This is a genomic window from Streptosporangium sp. NPDC049046 (genome assembly GCF_040649155.1).
Lineage (GTDB): Bacteria > Actinomycetota > Actinomycetes > Streptosporangiales > Streptosporangiaceae > Streptosporangium.
Genome location: NZ_JBEZEZ010000002.1, coordinates 202,738 through 227,745 on the forward strand (window position 1 = coordinate 202,738; position 25,008 = coordinate 227,745).

Annotated in this window: 18 protein-coding genes; 10 read left to right on the top strand and 8 right to left on the bottom strand. The window is 69.6% G+C overall.

The window, feature by feature from the left end; translation table 11 throughout:
• Positions 1–25 precede the first annotated feature (25 nt).
• Positions 26–1,570 (top strand): hypothetical protein, encoded by a 1,545-nt coding sequence (locus AB0B96_RS03365; RefSeq protein ID WP_362896106.1) that lies wholly within the window; start codon positions 26–28, stop codon positions 1,568–1,570.
• 201 nt (positions 1,571–1,771) lie between these two features.
• Here the strand turns inward: AB0B96_RS03365 and AB0B96_RS03370 are convergent, their stop codons facing one another.
• From AB0B96_RS03370 to AB0B96_RS03380, 3 genes are all read right to left on the bottom strand, one after another.
• Positions 1,772–2,908 carry a glycosyltransferase gene (locus tag AB0B96_RS03370; RefSeq protein ID WP_362896108.1) on the bottom strand — a complete coding sequence of 379 codons (1,137 nt, stop codon included), beginning with the start codon at positions 2,906–2,908 and terminating at the stop codon, positions 1,772–1,774.
• Positions 2,905–5,787, bottom strand: coding sequence for a bifunctional glycosyltransferase family 2 protein/CDP-glycerol:glycerophosphate glycerophosphotransferase (locus AB0B96_RS03375; protein ID WP_362896110.1), 2,883 nt, complete (start codon positions 5,785–5,787; stop codon positions 2,905–2,907). Before AB0B96_RS03375 ends, AB0B96_RS03370 begins: the two co-directional genes overlap by 4 nt.
• Before the next feature lie 122 nt (positions 5,788–5,909).
• Entirely contained in the window at positions 5,910–7,427 is a 1,518-nt protein-coding gene (locus AB0B96_RS03380) for an NAD(P)/FAD-dependent oxidoreductase (RefSeq protein ID WP_362896112.1), read from the bottom strand.
• A gap of 490 nt (positions 7,428–7,917) precedes the next feature.
• Here AB0B96_RS03380 and AB0B96_RS03385 point away from each other — a divergent pair, with 490 nt between their 5' ends.
• From AB0B96_RS03385 to AB0B96_RS03400, 4 genes are all read left to right on the top strand, one after another.
• Positions 7,918–11,406, top strand: coding sequence for a CDP-glycerol glycerophosphotransferase family protein (locus AB0B96_RS03385; protein ID WP_362896114.1), 3,489 nt, complete (start codon positions 7,918–7,920; stop codon positions 11,404–11,406).
• A gap of 165 nt (positions 11,407–11,571) precedes the next feature.
• On the top strand, positions 11,572–12,558 hold the full coding sequence (locus tag AB0B96_RS03390) for a CDP-alcohol phosphatidyltransferase family protein (RefSeq protein ID WP_362896116.1): 987 nt from the start codon (positions 11,572–11,574) through the stop codon (positions 12,556–12,558).
• Positions 12,559–12,583: 25 nt separating this feature from the next.
• Positions 12,584–13,594 (top strand): sulfotransferase, encoded by a 1,011-nt coding sequence (locus AB0B96_RS03395; protein ID WP_350943382.1) that lies wholly within the window; start codon positions 12,584–12,586, stop codon positions 13,592–13,594.
• Between the two features lies 1 nt (position 13,595).
• Positions 13,596–14,639: a sulfotransferase gene (locus AB0B96_RS03400; protein WP_350943384.1), complete on the top strand. Its 1,044-nt coding sequence runs from the start codon at positions 13,596–13,598 to the stop codon at positions 14,637–14,639.
• A 157-nt stretch (positions 14,640–14,796) separates the two neighbouring features.
• Here the strand turns inward: AB0B96_RS03400 and AB0B96_RS03405 are convergent, their stop codons facing one another.
• Positions 14,797–15,972: a glycosyltransferase gene (locus tag AB0B96_RS03405; RefSeq protein WP_362896119.1), complete on the bottom strand. Its 1,176-nt coding sequence runs from the start codon at positions 15,970–15,972 to the stop codon at positions 14,797–14,799.
• Complete coding sequence (locus AB0B96_RS03410) at positions 15,969–18,764, bottom strand: CDP-glycerol glycerophosphotransferase family protein (protein ID WP_362896121.1); 2,796 nt, start codon at positions 18,762–18,764, stop codon at positions 15,969–15,971. Before AB0B96_RS03410 ends, AB0B96_RS03405 begins: the two co-directional genes overlap by 4 nt.
• Positions 18,765–19,078: 314 nt before the next feature.
• Between AB0B96_RS03410 and AB0B96_RS03415 the strand changes: the two genes are divergently transcribed.
• From AB0B96_RS03415 to AB0B96_RS03435, 5 genes are all read left to right on the top strand, one after another.
• Positions 19,079–19,291, top strand: a complete 213-nt coding sequence (locus AB0B96_RS03415) for a hypothetical protein (protein WP_362896123.1) — start codon at positions 19,079–19,081, stop codon at positions 19,289–19,291.
• Complete coding sequence (locus AB0B96_RS03420; protein ID WP_362896125.1) at positions 19,291–20,454, top strand: AAA family ATPase; 1,164 nt, start codon at positions 19,291–19,293, stop codon at positions 20,452–20,454. Before AB0B96_RS03415 ends, AB0B96_RS03420 begins: the two co-directional genes overlap by 1 nt.
• A 25-nt stretch (positions 20,455–20,479) precedes the next feature.
• The gene (locus AB0B96_RS03425; RefSeq protein WP_362896127.1) at positions 20,480–21,079 is read left to right on the top strand and encodes a DUF4276 family protein; all 600 of its coding nucleotides are present in this window, start codon (positions 20,480–20,482) and stop codon (positions 21,077–21,079) included.
• 261 nt (positions 21,080–21,340) lie between these two features.
• Positions 21,341–21,829, top strand: a complete 489-nt coding sequence (locus AB0B96_RS03430; RefSeq protein WP_362896129.1) for an AAA family ATPase — start codon at positions 21,341–21,343, stop codon at positions 21,827–21,829.
• A gap of 154 nt (positions 21,830–21,983) precedes the next feature.
• On the top strand, positions 21,984–22,190 hold the full coding sequence (locus AB0B96_RS03435) for a DUF397 domain-containing protein (RefSeq protein ID WP_362502782.1): 207 nt from the start codon (positions 21,984–21,986) through the stop codon (positions 22,188–22,190).
• Between the two features lie 115 nt (positions 22,191–22,305).
• On the opposite strand, the gene AB0B96_RS03440 is transcribed toward AB0B96_RS03435, so the two are convergent.
• The 3 genes from AB0B96_RS03440 to AB0B96_RS03450 all read right to left on the bottom strand — a co-directional run bounded on the left by AB0B96_RS03440 (position 22,306) and on the right by AB0B96_RS03450 (position 24,911).
• Positions 22,306–23,316, bottom strand: coding sequence for an SRPBCC domain-containing protein (locus AB0B96_RS03440; RefSeq protein WP_362896131.1), 1,011 nt, complete (start codon positions 23,314–23,316; stop codon positions 22,306–22,308).
• A 179-nt stretch (positions 23,317–23,495) separates the two neighbouring features.
• Positions 23,496–24,467 carry a pyridoxamine 5'-phosphate oxidase family protein gene (locus AB0B96_RS03445; RefSeq protein WP_362896133.1) on the bottom strand — a complete coding sequence of 324 codons (972 nt, stop codon included), beginning with the start codon at positions 24,465–24,467 and terminating at the stop codon, positions 23,496–23,498.
• Positions 24,468–24,911 (bottom strand): VOC family protein, encoded by a 444-nt coding sequence (locus tag AB0B96_RS03450; protein ID WP_362896135.1) that lies wholly within the window; start codon positions 24,909–24,911, stop codon positions 24,468–24,470. It abuts the gene before it with no gap.
• Between the last annotated feature and the right edge of the window lie 97 nt (positions 24,912–25,008).

Here is a 25,008-nt window from a genome sequence, read left to right on the forward strand (position 1 = left end):
CCCCGGAGGAGCGCGCTGGGAAAAAATGACGATCAGTACGGCGAGCTTGAAACCGGTCGATAAAGGGCTCGGAGCGACCGATGGGGCGCCGGCCCGCGACCGGCGGTTCACGCTCGCCTGTTACGCCACCGCCCAGCTCGCGCTGCTCGGCTGGTGGCTCGGCTTCCACCCCGGGTTGATGAGCCCCGACTCCGTCACCTACGTCGCGCACGTCACGACGGGCCCCTGGGTGGCCGGGCAGTCGGTCGCCTACGACGCCCTGCTCGGGCTCTCCCTGAAGGTGACCGGCGACCTGTCCGCGGTCACCCTCCTGCAGACGGCGGCGATGGCCGCCGCCCTGGCCCACCTCGCGGGCGCGATCCGGCCGCTGGGGGTACGGGGACGCCCGCTGCTCGTGGCGGTGGGGTGCGCGGCGCTGTCACCGCCGCTCGGCGCCTTCACGGTGTCGATGTGGAAGGACGTGCCGTTCACCGTGTGCGCCGTACTGGCCGCCGGCACCGCGGTACGGCTCATGGCCCGGTCGGGGCTGCGGTCTGGATCTGTCGTGCGAGGTGAGGGCCGGGTGCGGGACGCAGCCGGGGTCGGCGGGCGGAGGATGGCCGGACGCGGGGGCGGCCGGTGGGCGTGGGACCCGCGCTTCGCCGCCCTCGGGGCCGAACTGCTCGGCCTGGGGCTCTTCCGTAACAACGGCTTCCTCGTGGCGCTGGTCGCCGCCGTCGCGCTCGTCGTGCTCCTGGCCGGCCGCCCGGGAGCCCGCCGGCGGGTCGCGGCGCTCGCGGCCGGAGCGGTGGCGGCGCCGCCGCTCCTGCTGAGCGTCGGCTACCCGGCGATGGGCATCGCGTCGCCGTCCCGCTCGTTCGCCTACCAGACGGTGTTCGGCGACCTCGCCGTGGCGTACGGGGAGAGACCCCACCTCTTCGACCGCGAGCAGCGGGAACTCCTGGCGGAGATCGCCCCGCTCGACGTCTGGCGGCGGGGGGCGACCTGCCAGACCATGGCGCGGGTCTTCTTCGATCCCGGGTTCGGCCACGCGCGGGCCGAACAGCGGATGTCCGAGATCCTGGAGCTGTGGCGAGGACTGCTGGTCCGCGCGCCGGGCACGATCCTGAGCGCCAGGATCTGCCGCGCCGCGCTCGCCTGGCAGCCCGGATCGACCTCGGACGAGCCCGGCGGTGAGCTCTACCGCTTCTCCCCGGGAGACCCACGGCTCCCCGACGGCTGGGAGGGCTCCCCGGCGGCCTCGGTGATGCGGCAGCGGCCGATCTCCGAAGGGCTGCTCGCCGCGGGGCTGTTCGCGCTGGACGCGAGCACCGTGAGGCAGTTCGAATGGCTGCTCTGGCGGGCGCCCTTCTGGTGCTACCTCACCTACGCCACGGCCGCGCTCGCCTGGTGGCGGACGGGTAGCCGGGCGGCACTCGCGGGGGCGGCCGTGGTCGCGGGGCAGCAGATCGGGGTGATCCTCACCAACACCGCGCCGGACTTCCGGTTCATGGTGTCGCCGATCTTTGTCGGCGTCCTGTTCGTTCCGCTGCTCCTGCGGGAGGCGGGGATCCTGCTCTCCCGCCGATGAGCGGTGCTCCCCGAGCCGCTCCGCAGGAGAGCCGAAGGTCCCGGTGGGCCGCCCGGGATCCGGCCCGTCACCGGGTGTGAGATGCCGGAGGCGTCTCCTGGGCACCACGCCCGTTCCGATCCGCAGGGCGCGAGCAGCCGTCAGCGGTCCGTAGGGTGCGGGCAGCCGTCAGTGGCCGGACCCGCGGGGTGCGGGCAGCCGTCAGCGGTCGAGCTCGTCGAAGAGCGCCTCCCAGCGTTCCAGGACGCGCGGCAGCCGGTACCTCCTCATCCGTTCCCTGCCCCTCGCCCCCATCCTGCGGCGCAGCTCGGCATCGGACATGAGGCGCTCCAGGGCGGCGGCGAAGCTCCCGGTGTCTCCGGGCTCGGCCAGTATGCCGTTGTCCCCGTCCTCGACCAGGGTCCTCACCCCCGCAGAGGCGTCGCAGGCCACGGCGGGCAGCCCGCAGGCCGCGCCCTCGGCGAGGACCAGCCCCCATCCCTCGAAGTCGCTGCTCAGGGTGACGATGGAGGCGTCCAGGTACTCGGCCTCGACGTTCTCGACCTGTCCGCGAAAGACGATCCGGTCGCCGAGGCCGGTCTGGGCGGCCTGCGCCTCCAGGGCCGCCCGAAGCGGCCCGTCGCCGATGACGTGCAGCTCCCACGGCTCGGCGACGGCCGGGGCCGCGGCGGCGAAGGCGTCGATCAGCAGATCGATCCGCTTCACCCTGACCAGCCGTCCGGCCGAGACGATCCGCGGGTTGCGCAGCGGGGCCGCCTCCTCGGGGAAGACGCTGACCGGGTTCAGCATGGTGCCGCAGTTGGCGAGCCGGTGCGCGGTGAAGGACGCCGCGTAGTCGTCGCACAGGAACAGCGCCTTGTCGAGGTGCGCGTAGTGCTTCTTGATGAGCTTGAGGTTCGGTGAGTCCACCGCCTCGGTGTACGACTGGTGGTACTGGCCGATCTTGGCGATGTGCGGCATGGGCAGGTCGGCGATCCAGTGGGCGGCCCAGGGCGAGGCGATGACCATGTATCCGCCGTGTCCGCCGTCGATCCGGTCCGTCAGCCGCAGCAGCTTCCGCCTCGCGGCGGCGACCTCCTCCGGGCTCCTTCTCTGCCTGCCCCTGCGCCACGGCAGCGAGCGGGCGGCGGGCTCGGGGGCGGGCGTGTCGTACAGCGTGGCGTGCCGGTAGACGGGGTCGGCGATGTAGCTCTGCGGCTGCCGGGAGGGATTGATGCTGATCAGGGTCACCCTGTGCCCCCGCGAGCCGAGGCCCTGGGCCAGGGTGTGGATGACCCGCTGGGACCCGCCCATCGAGTCGCCGTCGGTGCTGAGGAAGAAGACGTCTCGCGATCTCAACGCATGACCTCCGGGAAGAACGCGTCCACGACCCTGCCGCTCGCCTGCCCGTCGTCGAGGCCGCACCAGCGGTCGCGGAACTCCGCGTAGCGCCGCCGGTACCTCTCGGTGATCTCGGTGAGCCGCTCCAGCGCCTCGGCCAGCTCGCCCGGTTCGCGCAGCAGCGGCCCCGGGGCGATCTCGGCCAGGTCGAAGCAGACCCCCCGCTGGGCGGAGGCGTAGCGCTCGTAGTCGTCGACGTAGTAGAGGATCGGCCTGCCGAGACAGGCGTAGTCGAACATGATCGAGGAGTAGTCCGTCACCAGGACGTCCGAGGCGAGCATCAGGTCGTTGACCTCGGGGAACGCCGAGGCGTCCCGGACGAGCCAGCCGAGCGGGTCGGGCACCGTGAAGCGGTCGTACCGGTGGGCGCGCACCAGGATCACCCAGTCCGGGGGCAGCGCGCCGGCGAGGGCGGGCAGGTCGAGCCGGATCGAGTCGCCGCTGAAGCGTCTGTTGTCGCGGTAGGTGGGCGCGTAGAGGATCACCCGCTTTCCCGCGGGAATCTCGAAGAACTCCCTCACCTGCCGCGCCCGCTCGCGTTGCGCCGGTTCCATGTGCCGTACCAGCACGTCGGTGCGCGGGTATCCGGCGTGGATCAGCTCGCCCCTGAACCCGCTCGCCTCGGCGAAGTCGCGCAGGAAGTCGGGGCCCGGGGTGAGCAGCGCGTCCCAGCGCGCCACCGCCTCGGCGTACTTTCTGGCGAGGGCCGGCTGCGTCCGGTGCCTGGGCTCGTCCAGGCCCATCTTCTTGAGCACCTGACCGTGCCAGGTCTGCAGGTAGCGGGTGCTCCCGCGCTTGCGGTAGCAGTAGGGCAGGTTGTGGCTGTCCACCCAGTGCCCGGCGCGCGCCAGGGTCCAGGCGTAGCGGAAGGTGTCGCGCCGGACGAGACCGACGTCCTCGGGGAAACGTTCGGGAACGTCCGCGTGGGACCAGACCGCCCGCAGGCCGGTGGCGCGCCGCTGCAGTTCCTCGTGGATGTAGCGCGGGTTGCCGGTGTAGCCGGTGCCCTCGGCCGACTCGAACAACACCAGGTTCCGGTTCACCGGCACCGTCATGCTGACCAGCCGGTAGAAGCGGCCCAGGTTGCGGGGGGTGGCGAGGTCGGCCAGCAGGCCACGCCAGAGTTCCGGCACGCTCGGGAAACGCCGCTTGGCCGCGGGGCCGAGCCTGCGCGCCATGAGGCGGAACGGGAGGTCGGCGGACGCCTCGAGGACGAGGCGGCCGGAGCCCACCGTGCCCACGGAGGTGAACGAGAACCCCGGGACCGCGAGGAGGGGCCTGAGGTTCCCGCGCTCGCCCTCCTGGAGCGAGATCATGACCGCCTGCGGCCTGACGGCGTTGTCCGGCCACTCCAGCTCCGGCAGGGAGATCGTCACCGTCCCCTCCAGGATTCCCGTCCCCTCGGGAGGACCTCCCGTCATCCGCGGGATCCTCGTCCGCTCCGGCTCCTCCGGCTCCCACTGCCCTTCGAGCCCTCTCGGGCTCTTCTTCTCCCGCTCCTCCAGCGACTCGATCACGACGGGGGCCATCTGGACGGGGATCGAGGTGATCGTCCTCTTCCTGCCGCCGACGCGGAGCCACGCGGTCAGCGTGCGGCCGTCGAGCACCCGGCCGGGATCGTAGGTTCGCAGGCGCAACCGGATCCGGTCCCTCGACGCCTGCAGGTCGATGAGCTCGTGCCGCAGCAGCGCTCCGGACAGCGGTTGCTCGGCCAGGCGCAGCTCGGTGACGTCCAGTTCGCTCCTGGCCCGCTCGTCCTGAGGGGGCACCGTCCCCCAGAACACCCGATCGTCGTCCGCCGTGACCGCCCGGGGCGGGACGGAGTGCCTGCCCCCCAGCTCGACGGCGGCGAGCGCCGCCTCGGCTCCGCGCCGCTCGCGGACGAGCTGGAGGCACACCCGCTCCGCCCTGGTCAGCCGCTCGATCGCGGCGGGTTCGAGCGTGTCCACGTACGGGATGACGATGTCGGCGAAGTCGGAGATCCACGCCGGGTCACGCTGGGGCAGGTCGCCCAGGTAGAGGCGGAGGTCGTGGGAGAGGAAGCGGAAGTCCTTGTCCTCCTTGAGGTCGAGGGAGTGGGTGTTCGCGAGGGCGCGGTCGCTCAGGACGGCGGCGGCGACGCGCTGGCGAACGTTCTCCAGCTCGTGCCGCCGCGACGAGATCGACCTGGTGGCCGGGGTGGCGGCGAGCAGCCAGCGGTAGACGGGCCACGGCACGACGGCGAACAGCTTGCTGCGGCAGAACAGCTCCGTCGACCAGACGATGTCCTCGTGGTGGATGTCCTCGGGAAAACGGATGCCGGTGACGTCGAGGAAGGTCCGCCGGTACAGCTTGTTGGTGGCGAGGCAGTTGAAGAGGAGTTCGGGTTCGGCGCGGATGCCGTCCACGACCCGTCGTTCCGCGAACAGCTGGGGGTACCAGAGGGTGACGGCGCCGGTCGCCTCGTCGACGCGCTCCACGGTGCCCATGACGAAGTCGGCGCCGGTCGCCTCCGCTTCGAGCAGGAGGCTCTTGCAGGCGTGTCTGGGCAGCTCGTCGTCGCTGTCGAGGAACATCAGGAAGGGCGAGCGGGAGGCGTCCATGCCCGCGTTGCGCGGCGCGCCGCAGCCGCCGCTGTTGGCGGGCAGCCGCAGGTAGCGGACCCGGCCGTCCTCCTCGGTGAGCGCCTTGGCCACCGCCGGGGTGTCGTCACCGGAACAGTCGTCCACGATGATCACTTCGAGGTTCTTGAGCGTCTGGCCGAGAACGGAGCGCACGGCCCGGGGTAACCGGGCCGCGTCGTTGTAGGTGATGACGATCACGCTGACGTCCGGGACCGTGTACGGCTGTGTTGTCATGGCGCGCAACTCCAAGGCGGCTGGGAGGAGAGCCTTGACCCGCGGTGGTCCGCGCTCGGCGGGGCGGAGGCGGCAACGGCAGGGCAAGGCGTCATGGGATCGCTGGTGTTGGATGTGGGCACTCAGCCCGAGGCGGGCGTGTCGGCGAGGAGGACGGGGGCGTCGCGGCCGGTGCCCCTCGTGACCCTCGGGGTCCCCGGCCGTCCCGTGTGCTCCTCGTGGTACTCCGCGTCGACGTTGACCTGCCAGACGTCGTGCCCGGCTCCGTCGACGACGTTCTCCACGGTCAGCATCGCGGTGAGCATGGAGTGGTCCTGGTTGTTGTACCGGTGCATGCCGTTGCGGCCGACCGGGTGGATCTCCGGCCACTCCACGTCGAGATACTTCCTGAGCACCTCGACGTTGCCGGCGTAACCGGCGTCGTAGACGGGGTAGGCCTTCGGCATTCGCACCACGTAGCCCTGCCGGACCGAGCCGGGGGTCACCAGGCCCAGCCGCTCCAGCTCCCGGGTGCCGAACGCGATGAGGTCGTCGTCCGGAGCGCGCCACAGGTCGTCGCCCTCGTTGACGAAGTACTCCAGGCCGAGACAGGTCCGTCCCGCCTGCACCAGGTACGGCGACCAGGAACCGTAGTTCTGCACCCGGCCGAGCCGGACCTCGGGGGAGTGGATGTAGATCCAGTTGTCGGGGAAGGAGAACCGCTCGGGGACGACCAGCGCGACGGTGAGGAAGTCGCGGTATTTCAGCCCCGCGGCGGCCTCCGCGACGACATCGGGCACGTCCGGCCCGAACGCGCGGATCAGGGCGTTGAGCGGCATCGAGGAGATGAGGTCGTCACAGTGCACCTCGCGGACGGCGCCCCCGACACCGGGCCTCTCGTTCTCGCCGTCGTCGTGGCGGACGGTGACGGCGAGGCGGCCGTGGTGGCGGCGGATCCGTTCGACCCGGGTGCCGAGGTGGATGGTGGAACCCCGCTCGCGGACCCGGTCGGCGCAGGCCTCCCACATCATGCCCGGCCCCAGTTTGGGGTAGCGGAACTCCTCGATGAGGCTCGTGATCTCCCTGCGGTTCCTCCCCGGCGTCAGCGCGGCGGCGATGGCCTTGCCCAGGGAGAGGTCCCTGATCCGCTGCGCGGCCCAGTCGGCCTGGATACTCGCGGCGGGAACGCCCCACACCTTCTCGGTGTAGGTCTTGAAGAAGATCCCGTAGAGCCGCCGGCCGAACCTGGCCGCGACCCAGCCCTCGAAGGTGGACTGGTCGGCGGGCGGCCTGATCCTGGCCCAGGCGTACGAGCCGACACAGCGCAGGGATTCCAGGACACCGAGGTTGCGCAGGGCGTTGGACGCCCTGAGCGGGTAGTCGTAGAAACGGCCCCCGTAGTGGATGCGGCTCATTCTCGGGCGGAGCAGGAAGTCCTCCTCGCCGAGGATCTCGTTCCAGAAGTCCTCCACCCGGGGCACCTTCGTGAAGAAGCGGTGCCCGCCGATGTCGAAGCGCCAGCCGTCGCGTTCCTCCGTCCGGCTGATGCCGCCGACCACGCGGTCGGCCTCGAAGACCTCGCACGGGTGTCCTCGCCGGGCCAGCTCGTAGGCCGCGGTGAGCCCGGCGGGCCCCGCTCCCACGACCACTGTTGAGTCCATGCGTTTCCCCCCGCGAATGCCGTTTGCCGCGATCTCGCCCGTCTCGGTCACCCGATCGTGTCGGACGGTCAGGGGGGATCGAAGGGTCATCACGTCTTACTAGGACGTGTGCATTCCCAGCCTTGACCTGGGCTTGGGGGAGGCGTTGCCGCGTCACGGACCCGAGGGCGGATCGGCCGGCCGGGGGAGATGTGCCGGAGATGGTCAAGTCTCGGTCAGCTCACTCCATCGCGGTCATATTTTGGGCTCGCCCGGCCCGGCGCGGAGCCATGCTGCTGACGTGACGTCTACGTCGCGTTCATGGCCGCCAGGTTGTGTCGACGGGCACACGGGCTCCTTCCGCCGCTTTCCGGCGACCACTGGGCTTCCCGCCGCGCGCCCGTGACGTCTTCCACGCTGAGTGGATCTTCACCCGCGTGCCATGTCCGGCGTTCACGCCGATGGACCGGACTGTGAGCTTTCGACTACCGGAGGACCGATCGTGGCCCCAGTGAGCATCATCGTGCCCATATACAACGTGGAGCCGTACCTTGAGGCGTGTCTGGAGTCGTTGGTCGCGCAGACCTGGAGTGACATCGAGGTCGTCATGGTGGACGACGGCTCTCCCGACTCCAGTGCGGAGATCGCCGAGACCTTCGTCGAGCGTGACGCCCGGTTCCGGCTGATCCGGCAGGAGAACGGGGGCCTTGGCACCGCGCGCAACACCGGCATAAGGCACGCCAGCGGTGATTTCCTCGCCTTTTTGGACAGCGACGACATGCTCCCGTTGACGGCCGTCGAGACGATGGTGTGCTCTCTGACGGAGAGCGGATCCGATCTCGTCACGGGCAACGTCCTGCGCTTCAGCGGGCAGGGGGTGCGCCAGTCGGCGATGCACAAGGCGATCTTCGCCAACTCCGCCAGGCGGACCCACGTGACCGCCGACGAGATCCTGCTCAAGGACCGGCTGGTCACGAACAAGCTCTGGCGGCGCTCCTTCTGGGACGAGCGGGGGCTGAGCTTTCCCGAGGGGGTCCTGTGGGAGGACATCGCCGTCGCCCTGCCCGCCCACTTCCTCGCCGGGGCGGTGGACGTGCTGTCCACTCCGGTCTACCTGTGGCGGGAGCGGGAGGGGGAAAGCGTCTCGATCACCCAGAACCGGGGGCACCTCAAGGGGATCGAGGACCGGTTCGCCGCCGTCGACTCCGTGCGGAGTTTCCTCGTCGACACGGGGCGGACCCAGCACCTGAGGGCGTGGGACCGGATGGTCCTCGACAGTGACCTGCCGAACTTCCTGCAGGTGCTCGACCAGGCGGGGGAGGAGTTCCGGAGTCGCTTCCTCGACCTGGCGTGCGCCTATCTCGACACAGCGGGGCCGAAGGTTCTCCCGCTCATCCCCGCGCAGCGCAGGGCGAAGTGGATCCTCGTCGAGGAACGCAGGATGAGCGACCTGCTCCAGCTGCTGGAGTGGGACAGGACGGTGAAGCCGACCGCCCGCGTCGTCGGGAGCAGCCTGCGCGGGTACCACCTCAACGTGCCCGTGCAGGTCGAGCGGTCCGCCACGCGGATGCGCGAGGAACTGGACCTGCGCCAGCGGGTGGACAGCCTGGAATGGAAGGACGACAAGCTGGTCGTCGAGGGCCGGATCTCGCTGCGCTACCTGCGTCCCCGCAGGCGGATGCAGCAGCACCTCCTCGCCTGGCTCGTCCCCGAGGGCGCCGGGGACGCCAAGGGCACCGGGGACGCCAAGGGCGCTGAGGGCACCGAAGGACTCGAAGGTCGCCGACGCAGGATCCGGCTCCCCGTCACGGTCAGGCGGGGCCTGTCGCTGGTCGACACCGGCCCGCGCAGGCGCAAGGACTGGTGCGGGTTCCGGCTCACCGTCGATCCCGCCAAGCTCCCGGCCGGCTCGTCCTGGCGGATCGACCTGTGCGTACTGTCCCGAGGACTCCTGCGCCGGGGAAGGCTGGGGCAGCCGAGCCCGGCCGCACGGCGGCTGGAGTTCACCGAGCGCGAGCCGGGGACCGTGGCGTGGACGGAGTGGACGCCCGCCGAGGAGTTCAGGCTCCGGGTGGAGCGGCCGGGGGGCTGGGTCACCGGCCACCGGGTGGCCGAGGGCAAGCTGAGGATCGGCGGCCGGTGCGACGACGACCTCGGCGCCGCACCGACGCTGCGGCTGATCCGGCCGCAGGGGGGCCGTGACCGGCGCTACCCGATGACCGTGTCGGACGGCGCCTTCGAGGCGGTGGTCGACCTCGACGAGGTGCTGTCCGAGCGCTGGCCGGAGCTCGACCCGGCCGGCCTGGAGATGAGCGCGCTCAACCCCGGAGCCGAGTGGCACTTCGAGGTCGTCCCCGCCGAAGGAAAGGCCCGGCCGCTGCTCGTCGCCCGCGACGTGGAGCGTGGCCTCTACCGGCTCCGCGGGCGCGACGTGGTGCTGAACCGGTCGCAGGCCGGTGGGCTCGTGCTGCGCGAGCAGCGGCCGACGTTCTACGTGGAGCGGGTGGAGTGGACCGACCTGGGCCACCTCAGGGTGACCGGGGCCCCGATGCGCCCGATCGACGGCCCGGCGTGGCTGGTCGTCACCTCGCGCAACCGGCTCACCGAGCGGCTCTTCCCGCTCGTCGACGGCAGTGCCACGGTGACGCCCGAGGGGAGCGAGACGCTCGGTGGGTGGCTGCCGCTGCCGGCGGGCACGCACGGCTTCGCGATCCGTACCGGCGCCGGCACCGGTGACATGCGCATGGAGTTCCGGCTGTCCGCGCCGCTGGAGCACATCTCCGCCACCCGTACGTTCGTCTTCGACACCGACCTGATGAACGAGGCCGTCTTCACCGTGAGCGACGACCTGCGCGCCTCGGGCAGGCCGAAGCAGCAGCGGTTGCTGCGCGAGGACCTCTACCCCGCGAGGTGCCAGGAACCGCTGCGGCCCGCCGTCCTCTTCGACAGTTACGGGGGCAGGCAGTTCTCCGACAGCCCGAAGGCGATCTACGAGGAGCTCGTGCGGCGGGGTTCGGACCTGGAGTTCATGTGGGTCGTGCGGGACGGGCAGGTGGAACTGCCCGAGGGGGTGACGCCGGTCCGCCGGTACGGGCGGGAGTTCTTCGAGGCCCTCGCCCGCTGCAGGTACATCGTGACCAACAGCCACCTGCCCTCCTGGTTCGAGCGCAGGCAGGGGCAGACGGTGCTGCAGACCTGGCGGGGCACGCCGTTGAAGCGCGTCGGGTTCGACGTCGAGAAGGTGCCGTTCGCCAGGCCCGACCAGCACGAGCGGCTCGCCAGGGCCGTCGCCCGGTGGAGCCACCTCATCTCGCCGAGTCCCTGGTGCACCTCGATCCTGGACGGTGCTCTGCGGTTCGAGGGGGAGATCCTGGAGATCGGCTCTCCTCGCGACGACCTGCTGCGTCGTGCCGGAGCCGAGCGGATCGGGGAGATCCGGGAGCGTCTCGGCCTGCCCGAGGGCAAGAAGGTCATCCTGTACGCCCCGACGTGGCGCGACGACAAGCTCTACAGCAGGGGACGCTACCGGCTCGACCTGCGCCTCGACGTTCGGCACATGGCGGAGAAGCTCGGCGAGGACCATGTGCTCATGATCCGTAAGCACCCGAACGTCACGGACAGGCTGCCCAGGGTCGGCACGGACTTCCTCTTCGATGTCTCGATATATCCGGACATCCAGGAGCTTTACCTGGTCGCGGACATGCTGATCACGGACTACTCGTCGGCGATGTTCGACTTCGCGGTGACCGGCAAGCCGATGTTCTTCTTCACCTACGACCTGGAGCGCTACCGCGACGAGGTGCGCGGCTTCTACTTCGACTTCGAGGCCGAGGCCCCCGGGCCGCTGCTGCGCACGACCGAGGAGGTCGTGACGGCCGTGCGGGACGCCGACGAGGTGCGCGGTAAGTACCGGAAGCTGTACGACGCCTTCACCGCCAGGTTCTGCCCGCTGGAGGACGGCGGCGCGGCGGCCAGGGCCGTGGACCGGATCTTCCGGTAGCCGCCCGTCGTCCTCACGAAAGGCCGGGGGAGACCCTCCTCGGCCTTTCGTGTCCTTCAAGCGCCGGAGCCCCATGGCGCGGGTCGGTCAAGAAGTGGCATGGAGATCTTCTAGTAGTTACAGAGCGTAGATGACAGGAGACACCGCGTGGCCATGCTGGAACGCATGAGGGCCTATTCGTTGGACGACGTTCTCGCGACCCGGAAACGAAAAGACTCCTGGTGGACCGTTTTCCTGGTCGACCCGGTGGCGTGCAGGCTCACCCTGCTCGTCGCCAACCACACGTCCATCACCCCCAACGGGCTCACCCGTTTCTCCCTGATCCTCGGCATGTGCTCGGCGATCTGCTTCGCGTCAGGACGGCTCGCCGCGGGGGCACTGCTGTTCTACGTGAGCTTCATGGTCGACTGCATGGACGGGAAGATCGCCCGGCTCAAGGGGACGGGGACGGCGTTCGGGCTCTGGCTCGACTACGTCGGCGACCGGATCAGGGTGCTCTGCTGCGCCGCGGGGCTGGCGTCCGGGCAGTACGTGGCGACGGGCGACGTCTCCTACATCCTGCTGGGCGCCGGGGTGGCCGTCCTCGACCTGTTCCGCTATGTGAACGCGCCGCAGATGAAGCGCGTGCGCGAGGTGGTCAGGGAGAACCGGCTCGGACGGCCGGTACCCGTCGAGTCCGTGGTGACCGTGGGATCCCCCAGGGCGGGGGAGGCGCCGATGGCCGCCGGGCACACCGCCCACGCGGGACGCCTCAGGCCCGTCGAGGTCATCACGCCCCGCGAGCCGCTGCGAGTCGCCGGATTCGAGGACCGGGAAGAAGACCGTGAAGAGGTGCGCGGCGAGAACCGGGCAGAGGACGGGGCCGGACGGCGGGGGCCCAGGAAAGGCAGGCGCCCGAGGCTGCCCCGCAGGTTCACCCGCCTCCTGGCCCGCCACCGGGTGCGGACCCACCTGATCAGCGGTATCGAGTTCCACGCCGCCGTGTTCGTGGTCGCCCCGCTGGTCGGGACGGTCGCCCTGGTACCCCTCGCGGTCGCGGCGGGGGTCCTGCTTCTGCTGAACGAGGTCGTTCTGATCTACCGAATGTGGCTCTTCGCCCGGGTGGTGCCCGTCGTACCGCTCGTCGGGAAGGCGCCACGCATATCTGTTTGACCAAGCTTTACGGGGGTTCGTTGTCATGCAGTCCGACCGCCCGATCTTCGTGATCGGTTGTCCGCGTTCCGGCACCACGATGCTGCAGCTCATGCTGCACTCGCACCCGCGCATCGCGGTGCCTCCGGAGACACGGTTCGTGGTGCCCGGCTACTACCGCAGGTTCTCCTTCGGGGACCTGCGCGAGGAACGCAACCGGCGCAGGGTCGGCCGGTGGATCGTGAGCGACAAGGACACCAAGTTCAAGGAGCTCAAGCTCGACGGGGACAGGCTGATCGACGACATCGTCGCCGGTCCGCCCACGCTGGGGTCGGCGATGGGAATCACCTTCCGCTCCTACGCCGAGCAGTACGGCAAGAGCCGCTGGGGTGACAAGCGGCCCAGCTACTACCACCACGTGGACCTTCTGCTGCGGCTGTTCCCCGACGCCCAGTTCGTGCACCTGATCAGGGACGGCCGCGACTGCGTGGCGTCGCTGAAGGAGATGCCCTGGTACACCAAGGACGTCTTCCACGCGGCGGTCAACTGGAGCGAGGCGATCGACTACGGCCGCCGCCACGCCAAGAGGCTCCCCGCCGACAGCTACTACGAGCTGCGTTACGAGGACCTGACGGCCTACCCGGAGACCGAGCTGAGCAAGCTCTGCGACTTCCTCGGCGAGGACTACGACCCGGCGATGACCGAGCCGTACCACGTCGCCAGGGTGGCGATCCCGCAGCACAAGGTCTGGCACAGCCACACCCACGGCGACGTCACGACGGCGAGGGCGGGGTCGTGGAAGGCCAGGCTGGAGCCCTGGGAGATCTCGGTGTGCGAGACGGTGCTCGGCGACCGGCTCACCGCGAACGGCTACGAGCTGAGCGGCGCCCCCAAGGCGAGCAAGACCCACGTCGAGGCGTGCGAGAAGGCGGCGTCCAAGCGGCGCTGGGCACGCAGGCGCAAGGAGATGCGCGACCGCGTCAACCGGTTCCGCGAGCCGAGCCCGGTGGCCGCGAGGCTCACCAGCCGGCAACTCGGCGAGCTTGCGAAGGTCTGAGATGAAGCCCGATCGCCCGATCTTCATCCTGGGCTGTCCCCGCTCGGGGACCACGATGCTGCAGCTGATGCTGCACGCCCACCCGCGCGTCGCCATCCCGCCGGAGACCCGGTTCATGGTCTCCGCCTACCAGCGGCGGCTCCAGTTCGGCGACCTCAACGACGCCGCGCACCGGCGTGAGCTGGGCGAATGGGTGGTCGACCGGCGCCAGTCACGCTTCCACGAGCTGGAACTGGACCGCGACGAGGTGCTCGACCAGATCGTCGGCGGGCCGCCGACGCTCGGCTCCGCGCTGGGCATCGTGCTGCGCGCCTACGCGGCCAGGCACGGCAAGCCGCGCTGGGGTGACAAGCGGCCCTCGTACTTCCAGTACACCGACGTGCTGCTGCGGCTGTTCCCCGACGCCCAGTTCGTGCACCTGATCAGGGACGGCCGCGACTGTGTGGCGTCGCTGAAGGAGATGCCCTGGTACAACGGGACCGTCTACAGCGCGGTCTCCGCCTGGGCCGAGGCGATCGACTTCGCCAGGCACGGCGCGCCGAAACTGCCGGGCGGCAGCTACCACGAGCTGCGCTACGAGGACCTGACCGCGGAGCCGGAGGCCCACCTGCGCAGGTTGTGCGAGTTCCTTGGTGAGGACTTCGCCCCCGCCATGTGCGACCCGGGCGCGATGGCCGGCATCGCCGTACCCGCACGCAAGACCTGGCACGCGCGCACCTTCGGCGAGGTGACCACCGCGCGGGCCGGTTCGTGGCGTGACCGGCTCGACCCCGGCGAGATCTCGCTGTGCGAGAGCGTGCTCGGGGACCGGCTGCAGACGTACGGGTACGAGCTCACCGGGGCGCCGAAGGCCGAGACCTCGCGGTTGATGTCCTACGAGCGGACGGCGGCCAGGCGGAAGCTGACCCGGGTGAAAAGGGTGACGTTCGACCGGCTGATCCGGCTCCGCGAGCCGAACCCGCTGGGGGCACGGCTCACCTCCGCCCAGATCGTGCTGGCCGGGGTGCCCATGCCGCGCACCGAGCCCGTCGCGGCCGGCAGGTGAGGGGCTTCTCGCCGATCCGGTACGTGATCGGCATCCGGCCGAAGAGGGCTTCCCGCCGGTGGTACGCGGTCAGAGGGTGATCCGGGCAGGGCTTTCCGCCGGTGGTACGCGGTCAGGGTGTGATCCGGACAGGGTTCCCGCCTGGTCCGGGGGAAACTCAGCGGGTGATCTGGTCGAACAGGGCCTCCCAGCGGTCCAGGACGTGGTCGGGGCGGAACGCCTCGACGTGCGCGCGGGCGGCGGCTCCCAGCCGCCGCCGCTCCGCGGCCGAGGCGATCAGCCCGGCCAGCGCGGCGGCGAGCCCGGTCACGTCGGCCGGGGGCACCAGCACCCCTGTCTGCCCGTCCAGTACGAGTGACCTGAGCCCGCTCGACACGTCGAACGCCACCGAGGGCACCCCGTAGGAGGCCGCCTCGCCGACCACCAGCGGTAGCCCCTCGTGCTCGCTGGACAGCGCGAGCAGCGACCCGCCCGTGTACTCGTCCGCCATCCGGGCGGCGGGCACCGCGCCGCGGAACACCACCCGGTCGCTCACCTCGCACTCCGCGGCGTGCGACAGGAGCCGTTCCCGCTCGGCCCCCTCGCCGATCAGGTGCAGATCCCAGCCCTCGCTCGCCTCGCGACGGGCCCTCACGAGATCCGGGTGATCGCCGTCGCCCTCTGCGCCCTCTATGCCTCCGGGACCCGGACGGCCGCACGCCCGCGCGAAGGCCGAGATCAGCCGGTCGAACCGTTTCACGCCCTCCAGCCTGCCGACCCCGAGCACCCGGCGGGCGGTGAGGTCCGCGGTCCGCGAAGGCCAGACGGGCAGCGGGTTCGGGATGGACCAGGTGTTGGGCAGCAACGCGTGCTCGGAGAACAGCCACGCGTCCTCCTCGCTGAGGAACACCGCCTTCTCCATGGCGCCGTAGTGGCCGCGGACCGAGCCGAGGTGCCACGATCCCCGCGCGTGCTCGTACGACCCGTGGTACTGCCCGATCGGCAGCAGTCGCTCGGGCAGCAGGTCCCCGATCCGGGTGACCACGCTGGGCGAGGAGAGCACCGCGAACCCCGGCCCCACCTCCCGCAGCAGCCTGTCGAGCGCCTGCCGCTCGCGGCGCCTGCCGAGTCGGGAGAGCCTTCCCACCGGAGCCCGGTGGATCACGTGACTGGTGTAGCGAGGCCGTTCCACATAGCGGAACGGCTTCTCCGACCGATGCAGCCCGATCACGTGCACCTCGCGGCCCCGTTCCGCCAGGCCCTGCGCCACGGTGTGGGTGACGCGCTGGACGCCGCCCAGGGTGTCGGCGTCCAGGCACGCGAACACCACCGCCCCACCGCGCCCGCCGGTCACCGCGACCGTCCGAGCAGCGGCAGGCGGGCCAGGTGCCGTGGCACGATCGGGGGACGTTCCCGCACGTCGGAGGGGAGAGGGGCCTGGGCGTGCCGGGGGTCGAAGAAGGCGTCCACCACGTTCGCCGAGGCGTTCCCCTTCTCGTCGGCGCACCACGTCCTGCGGAACGCGATGTACCTGGAGGCGAACGCCGCCGTTGTCCCGTCGAGATCGCGTAGCACCTCGATCAGCTCCTCGGTCGTGGTGAGGCAGGGGCCGGGGGCGATCGCGGGCAGGTCGTGGTAGACGCCGCGTTCCACCCTGCGGTACTCGTCCCAGTCGTCGATCAGGAACAGCATCGGCCGCCCGGTGACCGCGTAGTCGCACATCAGCGACGAGTAGTCGGTGAGCAGCGCGTCCGAGAGCAGGATCAGGTCGTTCACCTCCGGATAGGAGCCCGCGTGCCGGACGAAGTGGCGCAGGTGCTCGGGCACCTCGAACCGCTCGACCGGGTGGGTCCGCAGGATCACCGTCCAGTCGCCGGAGAGGGCCTCGGCCATCGCGTCCAGGTCGGCCCTGACCGACTGCCCGGACCCCTTGGCCCGGTCGCGGTAGGTGGGGGCGTACAGCAGCACCCTGGACCAGTGCGGGATCTCCAGTCGCCTCCTCGCCCGCCCCGCCGCCTCCCGGTCGCCGCGCACGAGCACGTCACAGCGGGGAGAACCGTGCCGCAGCAACCGCCCCCGGTAGCCGTTGGAGGGCACGAAGACCCGCTCGAACTCGGCGCTGGGCGAGACCAGCGCGTCCCAGCGATCCACCGCGGCCCGCCAGGTCGCCCTCGGTCCGTCGAAGTCGGCGCGCAGGTCGGGCGCGTCGAAGCCGACCGACTTGATGCCCTGGCCGTGCCAGGTCTGCAGGTAGCGGGTGCCCGGCGGTTTCGGATAGGCGAGCGGCATGCCGTGGCTGTCGACCCAGTAGCCCGCCCTCGCCATGGTCCAGATGTGGCGCCAGCTCATCCGCCGTACCAGCCGGACATCGGAGGGAAAGTGCCCCCGCGCCGTGGCGGCCGACCACACCATCTTCAGCGGCGCGCCGCGTCGCCTGAGCTCCTCGTAGATGTAGCGCGGGTTCCCGGTGTATCCGGTGCCGACATCGGACTCGAACAGGGCGAGGTCCCTGCGCGCGGGCAGCACGGAGATCAGGCTTCTGTAGACGCGGAGCTTCACCTCCGGCCCGCTCACCTTCCTCAGCAGGCGGGCGGCGGCCCGCTTGAGCCGGGGCAGCTGCCGCAGCAGCCCCTGGCGGCGCCAGAGCACCCGCAGGAACGCGGCGTTCCCCTCCGCCTTGACGACGACCTCGTGGCACAGGACGGTCGTGCCCAACGGCGCGGTGGACGGGTCGACGAGCAACCGGTCGGCGGTGACCCGCCCGTCGGGGTTGAGGATCTCGATCACCGGGTCGTAGCGGCCCTCGAAGCCCAGCCGGCCGTGGTGGATCGTGGTGAGGTCGATCGTCGCCTCGCTCAGGTAACCGCCGTCCGGCTGCTCGCGCGGGTCCAGCCGCAGCCGATGGTTCCTGAACCGCAGGTACGCGGTCCAGCCGGGCGTGGCGGCGAGCACGCCGAACGGGTCGTACGTCGTGATCGCGAGCCTGATCAGCGAGCCCTTGCCGGTGAGGACCGCCTCGTGACGCAGCCGGGAGGCGCTGTAGGGAAGCTCGGCCATCCGGAGCGAGGTGATCTCCCGCCTCTCGTCGGGGACCGTGCCCCAGTAGGTGCGGCCCCCCTCCCGTACGGCCACGCGCGGCGGGGCCTTCGGGCCGTTCAGCGACCGGGCGGCCACCAGCAGCTCGTCGGGCCTGCCGTCGAGGATGAAACTGCAGCAGACCCGCATCAGCGGGTCGATCGTCTCGAACACCACCGGGTCGAGCTCCGCCAGGTAGGGCCGGACCACCGAGACGAACTCCTCGATCCACGCCGGGTCGCGCGAGGGCAGCGGGTTGAGATAGACCCGCAGGTCCTGGCGGATGAAGCGGCGCTGCCGCTCGTGCACCAGGTGGCCGAGGCCGTTGGCCCGCAGGATGTCGTCGCTGAGGCGGGCCGCCCTGATCCTGGAGCGGACGTTCGTCATCTCCGTCAGGCACAGCGAGATCGACAACCGGGCCTCGCTCTCCGCCGAGGCCCGGTGCCAGACGTAGACCACCCAGGGGACCACGGCGAACCGCCGCGCCGCGCAGTACAGGGCGGTGGTGAAGACGTGGTCCTCGTAGTGCATGTCCTCGCGGAACGGCACCTGCCGCAGCAGCTCGGCCCGGTACAGCTTGTTGGTGCTGAAGGAGTCGAGGAACATCTCCGGCTCCTGGGCGATCCCCTCGACCGTCCTGCGCCTGGCGAACAGCGCGGGATAGTAGCGCGCGGTCTTCCCGCTCCGCTCGTACAGCCGGGTGATCTGCCCGGTGACGAAGTCCGCGCCGGTCCTCTCGATCTCCAGCAGCATGCTCTTGCAGGCGTGTCTCGTCAGCTCGTCGTCGCTGTCCAGGAACATCACGTACGGCGCCCGCGCCGCCGCCACGCCCCTGTTGCGCGGGACCCCGCACCCCCCGCTGTTGACCTCCCCGCGCAGGTAGCGGACCCTCGGGTCCTTACGCTGCAACTGCCGGGCCACCCGCTCGGTGTCGTCGGTGCTCGCGTCGTCCGCGATGATCACCTCGATGTCGCGCAGGGACTGCCGGAGTACGGACCGCACGGCCCTGGCCAGCCGTGGGGCATCGTTGTAGGTGATGACCACAACGCTGCATTCCGGGATATTGATCACGACCCGAGATATTCCCGGGAAAAAGTAGGCAGTTGTCCTACTTGTCCACTGATGACACTGTTTTTGGCGTTGTGTGGAACGAGTAACTCAGTTCTGGTCCTCTGGTCGCCGAGGCGTAGCCACGGCGTCAGGGCTGTGACGGGCCGCAAGGTGGCGAGGACGTCGCGCCCGCTACCCGACCTGACCTTGTCTCCCGATGTCCCCCGATTCGACGCCGGGCATCCCGAGCACGGCCCAGCTCGATGATGTTGTAAGGCTTGCGTACAAGGGTCTGACAACCTGGGCATTCGACCCGTTTTCGGAAGGCGAGTGACATGAGAACCACCCATGGACAGTCGACGGACCTCAACCGGAAGGCGATCGGTCTGCTGCTCGCTCCCGAGCTGGGCAGGAGTAATCCAGGTGCCGCCATCGATGTTCCGGACTCCGCCTGCGGAGTCGGTGGCATACTCGGCGTGACCGAGGAGCGCACCAGGGCACCCAAGGTATTCGAGCAGATCTGTATGGCGACGGCGCGGAGGGTGTGATGGAGCAGGCGGTGCCGTTCCTGAGGCGGGTGCGGGTGACCGGCTATAAGAGCATCGCCTCGTGCGAGGTCGTTTTCACCCCGCTGTTGGTACTGCTGGGTCCCAATGGGGCTGGGAAGAGTAATTTCGTTGACGCGCTCCGGTTTGTGGCGGACGCGCTGAATTCGACCCCGGCCGACGCTGTGGCCAAACACGGTGGGTTGGATGACGTGTTCCGGCAGGTGCCTGAACCCGTGGACGAGTTCACCATCTATCTGGAGTGCGTGATCGAGATGGCGGGCACGCTGACGCCGGTCGAGTACGGATTCACCATTGGCCGGGACTCCACGGGACGCCGACAGGTAGTGGTCAAGGAGGAGTGCTGCGTCATTCATAGGGGCGAGGGAAAGCCCGGATCCGGGGAGACCCGATTCGATGTGGCGGCAGGGCTGGTCACAGGTGAAGGAAACATCGAGCAGGATCGGCTCTACCTACCGTTAGCCGCTACTCGGGGAAACTTCAGTGATGTGTATTACGACCTCCGGGATATGCTTTTTCACCACTTGGATATCAATGAGATGCGGCAACCACAGTCGGATCAGCGGACTGGGGGGATCGGCTACTCCGGAGAGCACATCGGATCCGTGCTAGGAGAACTCGCCTTCAGGTATCCCGTGTTCAAGGCTCGTGTGGACGATTATCTCAAAGCGATCGTGCCGGATGCGCTGGGAGTGGACGAGCGGCTCATCGACAGATATTCGACCGTGGAGCTTCGCACTCGGGAAGGGGAGCGACCGTTCGGCCCTGAGGCCATCTCGGTCGGGACCTTACACGCGGCGGGTGTGCTCGCCGCGCTGTTCCAGCCCCTTGTGCTGGACGGGCAGACGAAACTGGTAGTGATCGAGGAACCGGAGACCGCGCTCCACCCTGCCGCCGCCGGTGCGTTGTTCGACGCGCTGACCGAGGCGAGCGAGCGTGTCCAGGTCGTGATCACCACGCAGAGCGCCGACCTGCTCGACCGTGACGACTTCGATCCGGCCTGTGTGCGGGTGGTGGCGATGAACAGCGGGGTCACCGTGATCGGCGAGATCGACGAGGTCAGCCGCCGTCTCGTCGAAGAAAAACGAACCACGCTGGGTGAGTTGATGCGCGGCGGCCAACTCCGACCTGAGGCGGGCGAATGACCGATCCGATCACCGTGTCCCCCAGGTGACCGGTCCGGTCACGATCGCCGCCATCGTGGAGGGCGACGGCGAGGTGTCCGCGCTTCCCGTCCTGCTCCGCAGGATCGCTGCAACGCTCTCGGTGTGGAACCTACGGATTCCTCAGCCTCGCCGTATCCCGCGGAGCAAGCTCATCGCTCCCGGCGGAGTCGAGAGCGCCGTTCTCCAGGCTTCCTATCAGGTGACCGGTGCCGGCGGGATCCTGCTGCTGATCGACTCGGACGACGACTGCCCGGCCTCCCTCGGCCCCGCGCTCCTGGAACGGGCCCGTCAAGCGCGTGGTGACCGGGAGATCTCGGTCGTGCTCGCTCATCGGGAGTTCGAGGCGTGGTTCCTGGCCGCCGCGGCGTCGCTGTCCGGCTGCCGAGGTCTCGTCGACCCCTTGGATCCGCCTTCGAATCCGGAGGGGATTCGTGGTGCCAAAGAATGGCTCTCCTCCAGGAAGAACGACGGCACGTCGTACCGGCCGACTGTGGACCAGGCAGGGCTGACCGACGTCTTCGATCTGGAGCAGGACCGTAAAGCCGCTCCTTCCTTCGACAAGTTCTGGCGCGATATCGAACGGCTTCTGCGATGCGAGGTCTGACCGATCGCGGAAGCCCCGGCCGACACCGACGTGTGTTTCCGAGCCGACGCCTCCGGGATCTTTCTCGTCTCCGCGAGTGCCGCCCCGCTCGCGACCGGCAAGGGGGAACACGAATCGGTATAGGGGCTGACGCCCGCGTTTGATGGCTCGCCGGATGTTCTGGGTGCGTGATCTCCGTCGGGGAACTCGCCCGCTCTGATGGCCTACACGGCTTCCAGGGCCTCTATCGGCCCAGGTTCGCTATGACTCTTGAGGGAGGACATGAGTCCAGAATCTAGGCTGATCTTGTTGTGCGGGCTGCCCGGCTCGGGGAAAACGACACTGGCCAGGCACTTGGCGAGAGAGCTTCCAGCGGTGCGGCTGTGCCCGGACGAATGGATGGCCGATCTCGGCGTCGACCTGTTCGACGAGAATACCCGCGACCAGCTTGAGCGGCGGTTTTGGGAGCACGCTCAGGATCTGCTGAGGCTGGGACAGAGTGTGATCTTGGAGTTCGGCTTCTGGGCGCGTGCCGAGCGCGACGAGAAGCGTCTGGGGGCCCGCGCACTCGGTCTTCCCGTCGAACTGCACTATCTCGCCGCGCCGGTCGACGAGCTGTGCCGCCGTCTGGAGGCCCGCAACCGGGAAGGGGCACCCGGGACGGTCCCGATCAACCGCGAGCTGCTTGAGGAGTATGCGGAGATCTTCCAGGCTCCGGACGCCGCCGAACTCGCTCTTTTCGATGAACCGCTTCTGGGTCGGCGTGGATGAGACGATCGACCGGCAGGCTGAAAGTACTAGAAGAAGTCCGCCGCTATAGGGCTATTTTCAACCATTTACGTGCTTCGGCGAAGTCCGCTGCGGCTTCCCGGGTGATGATTGAGGACATAGCCAAGCAGCTATGACGACAGGAGATGACAGCGGCGTGTCCCGATCAGATCTGTCCAATGTCAACTGGCGCAAGAGCAGTCTCAGCGGTAGCGACCACAACTGTGTGGAGGTCGCCTTCCTGAGCGGTGGCGCTGTGGCCGTCCGTAACTCCAACCATCCCGATGCCGGAACAGCGGTGTTCACCCCCGCCGTGTGGACGGCCTTCATCGATCGCGTCAAGAGTCACGAGTTCGACTCTTAACCAAAGAGGTACGGGCCTGTTCGATCGAAGACCAGGACCTTCTGCTCCGGCAGGACGTCGGACGACGTCGAAAAGTGCGTTTACTGAGGATCGCGGGAGACGCTCTGACAGCTGGTCAGTGCCGTAGAGCGCGGCGGATCAGCCAGGTGAGCAGGATGAGGGCCGCCAGGGCGGCGACCAGGGGGCCGATGCGCTTGAGCAGGGGCATGCCCGCCACCTCCAGGAGGTTCAGGGCCTCCTCTTCTGGGCTGAGCGAGGTGCGCGAGGTGCCCGCGGGGTGGCTCTGTCGGGACTCGGCCTCCTCGTTGACGGAGAGGCCGGGCGGTGTGGGCACCGCACTGAGGTGACGTCCCGGTGCCGCCGGGGCGCCGGGGGCGTTCAGTCCTTCCGGGCCGCCGGGGCCACCCAGTCCGGACGCCGCCTCAGGGGCCGCCGGGCCACCGGGGCCTTCCGCGCCGTGGCCGGTGGAGCCCGCGGGGCCGGGGAACGCCGAGCCGGTGGTGCCGCTCTCCGCGTCGGGGCTCCCGGCGCCGGGGGGTGTCGAGCCCGTCGAGTCCGAGTCGGCCGGACGTGCCGGGCCGGGACCCCAGCTCTCCGAGATCGCCGGAACGTCGTCGGCCGCCTCCGGCTTCCCGGCCGCGCTCCGGCCGCCCACGCCGGTCGTTTCCGTGGCGGAGCCCTCGCCCAGCAGACGGGAGAGGTTGGCCTCGAACTTGTCGATCAGCTTCCCGCCCACCTCGGTCAGCACGCCCCGGCCCGCCTGGGCCGGGCGGCCGGTCACGTCGAAGGAGGTGTCGACGGTGACCCGGGTGTCGCGACCCTGGGGGTGCAGGCGCGCGACGACCGTGGCACCGGCCGTGCCCGGACCTTTGGCCTCCTTGCCGGAGGCCCTGATGGTCATGGTGTGGGTGTCCTCGTCCACCTTCTCGAAGGCGACGTCACCCTGGTACGTCACCGTGACCGGGCCGATCCTCATCTTCATCCGGCCGGTGTAGGAGTCGCCCTCAGCCTTGTCCACGGCGGCACCCGGCAGGCAGGGCGCGATCCGCTCGACGTCGAGCAGCACCGGCCACGCCTGCTCGACAGGCAGGGGAACCGTGAACTCGTGCTCGAACCGCATCGCCATCGCTCCGCTCCTTGCCGGTCGGCCGCTGTCGCGACATTACGACTACACGGGGGCGTATCGCCAGTATGCCGCCCTGGAGTCCCTTTGGGCCCTCACGGCGGTCCGTGTCCACGCTCCGGATTCGTGTCCTTTCCTTCCTACTGCCCTCGTTGGCGGGGGCGATGCGTCCAGCCGCGTGGTCAGACCGGCGGGTTGTGGCGGGAGTACTCGGTGAACCTCCAGCGGAGCGGGCTGGCTTCCGGTACGCGGACGACCCGGCCCACCTCGAACCTGACCAGTCGCTCCGCGCCCGGAACGCTCCCCGGATCCCAGTCGATGCGGGCACGTCCGGTCAGGTGCAGGGCGTCGCCGCCCTCCCAGTCGAGAAAGAGCAGGCCGCAGCTGTCGTCCAGCTCCAGGTTCCCCAATGTCATGTACATGGAGTTGCCGACGTACTCCGGCCAGACCAGCCGCCGGTCGTCCAGCACCCGGACGAACCCGGGATTGCCGCCCCGATGTGACAGGTCGGTGCCGAGGCCGGGGGCGGTGGTGGCGACGAAGAACGTGTCGGCGCCCTCGATCCAGGTCCGGTCGTCGTCGCCGAACGCCGTCGCGGAGGAGAAACCGGTGGGGGCGGCGTCAGGAGGACCGGAGGCTCCTTGGTGGAGATCGGGAGTTTCCGGGGAGTCTCCGTGGGGATCGGCGGAGCCGGGAGTTCGGGAGGTGGGTCCCACCGGTTCCGTGACGATCTCTCGTGCCTGGATGTACTTGGGACAGTTGGCGTACGTCTGCTCGGTACGGACGATCAGCCGGTCGCCCTGCCGCGAGACCGTGCCGTTGATCCGCATCCTGCGTCTGCTCCGCGGCTCGATCGCGAGCATCCCGATCTGGCCCCCGTCCAGCCCGGTCAGCGGGTCGTGCTCGCCGGGCACCGCGTCGATCACGACCGTCCGCTCGTCCACCGCCTCCGCGAATCCCTCGGGCCCGGTCAGGACGGACGCCCACAGGAGCCCGTCCCGTCCCGTCGCCCCGATCAGCAGCATCCGCTGTCGCCCCAGGAACTCGGCCGCCACCGTCGGGATCTCCGGCCGGGTCCTGGCCGAGCCCAGCGCCACCGCGCGGACCCCGGCCCTTCGCTGGACCGCGAGCTCTCCGGCGTGTTCCACGGGCATCTAGAAGAAGCCGCAGGTAGGAGCGGCGGCCACCGGTACGGGAGAGCCTTCGACGCCCGTAGGTGTGTAGATCTCCAGCCGGATCCCGTCGGGGTCCTCGAAGAACACGCCGCCCGAGGACGCGCCCTCGCCGTGCGCCACCACGCCGTCGTGGTGGAGCGTGGCGCCGGCCTCCCTGATCGCGTCCTCGGCCCGGCGGACCGCATCGAGGTCCGGAACCTGGAAGGACAGGTGGTGCAGGCCGGGCAGACCGGTGGCGAAGCGGCCCTCGCTCTGCTGCCAGAGGGTGAGCATCAGCGTGCCGTCGAGACCGAGGAAGGCGTACCTGCGGTCGGCCTCACCGGACTCGGCGAGGACCTCGAAGCCGAAGATCTTCAGGTAGAAGTCCCTGGACCTGTCGAGGTCGGAGACGTTGAGGCCGACATGGCCGGTCTGGAAGGTCATCTGATCTCTCCCGTCAGGTTTTCTAACGGATCGGTCCGTTAGTTTGGCTGCAGGATGAATCTAACGCATAACTAGCATTTTTCCCATTATAAATTTG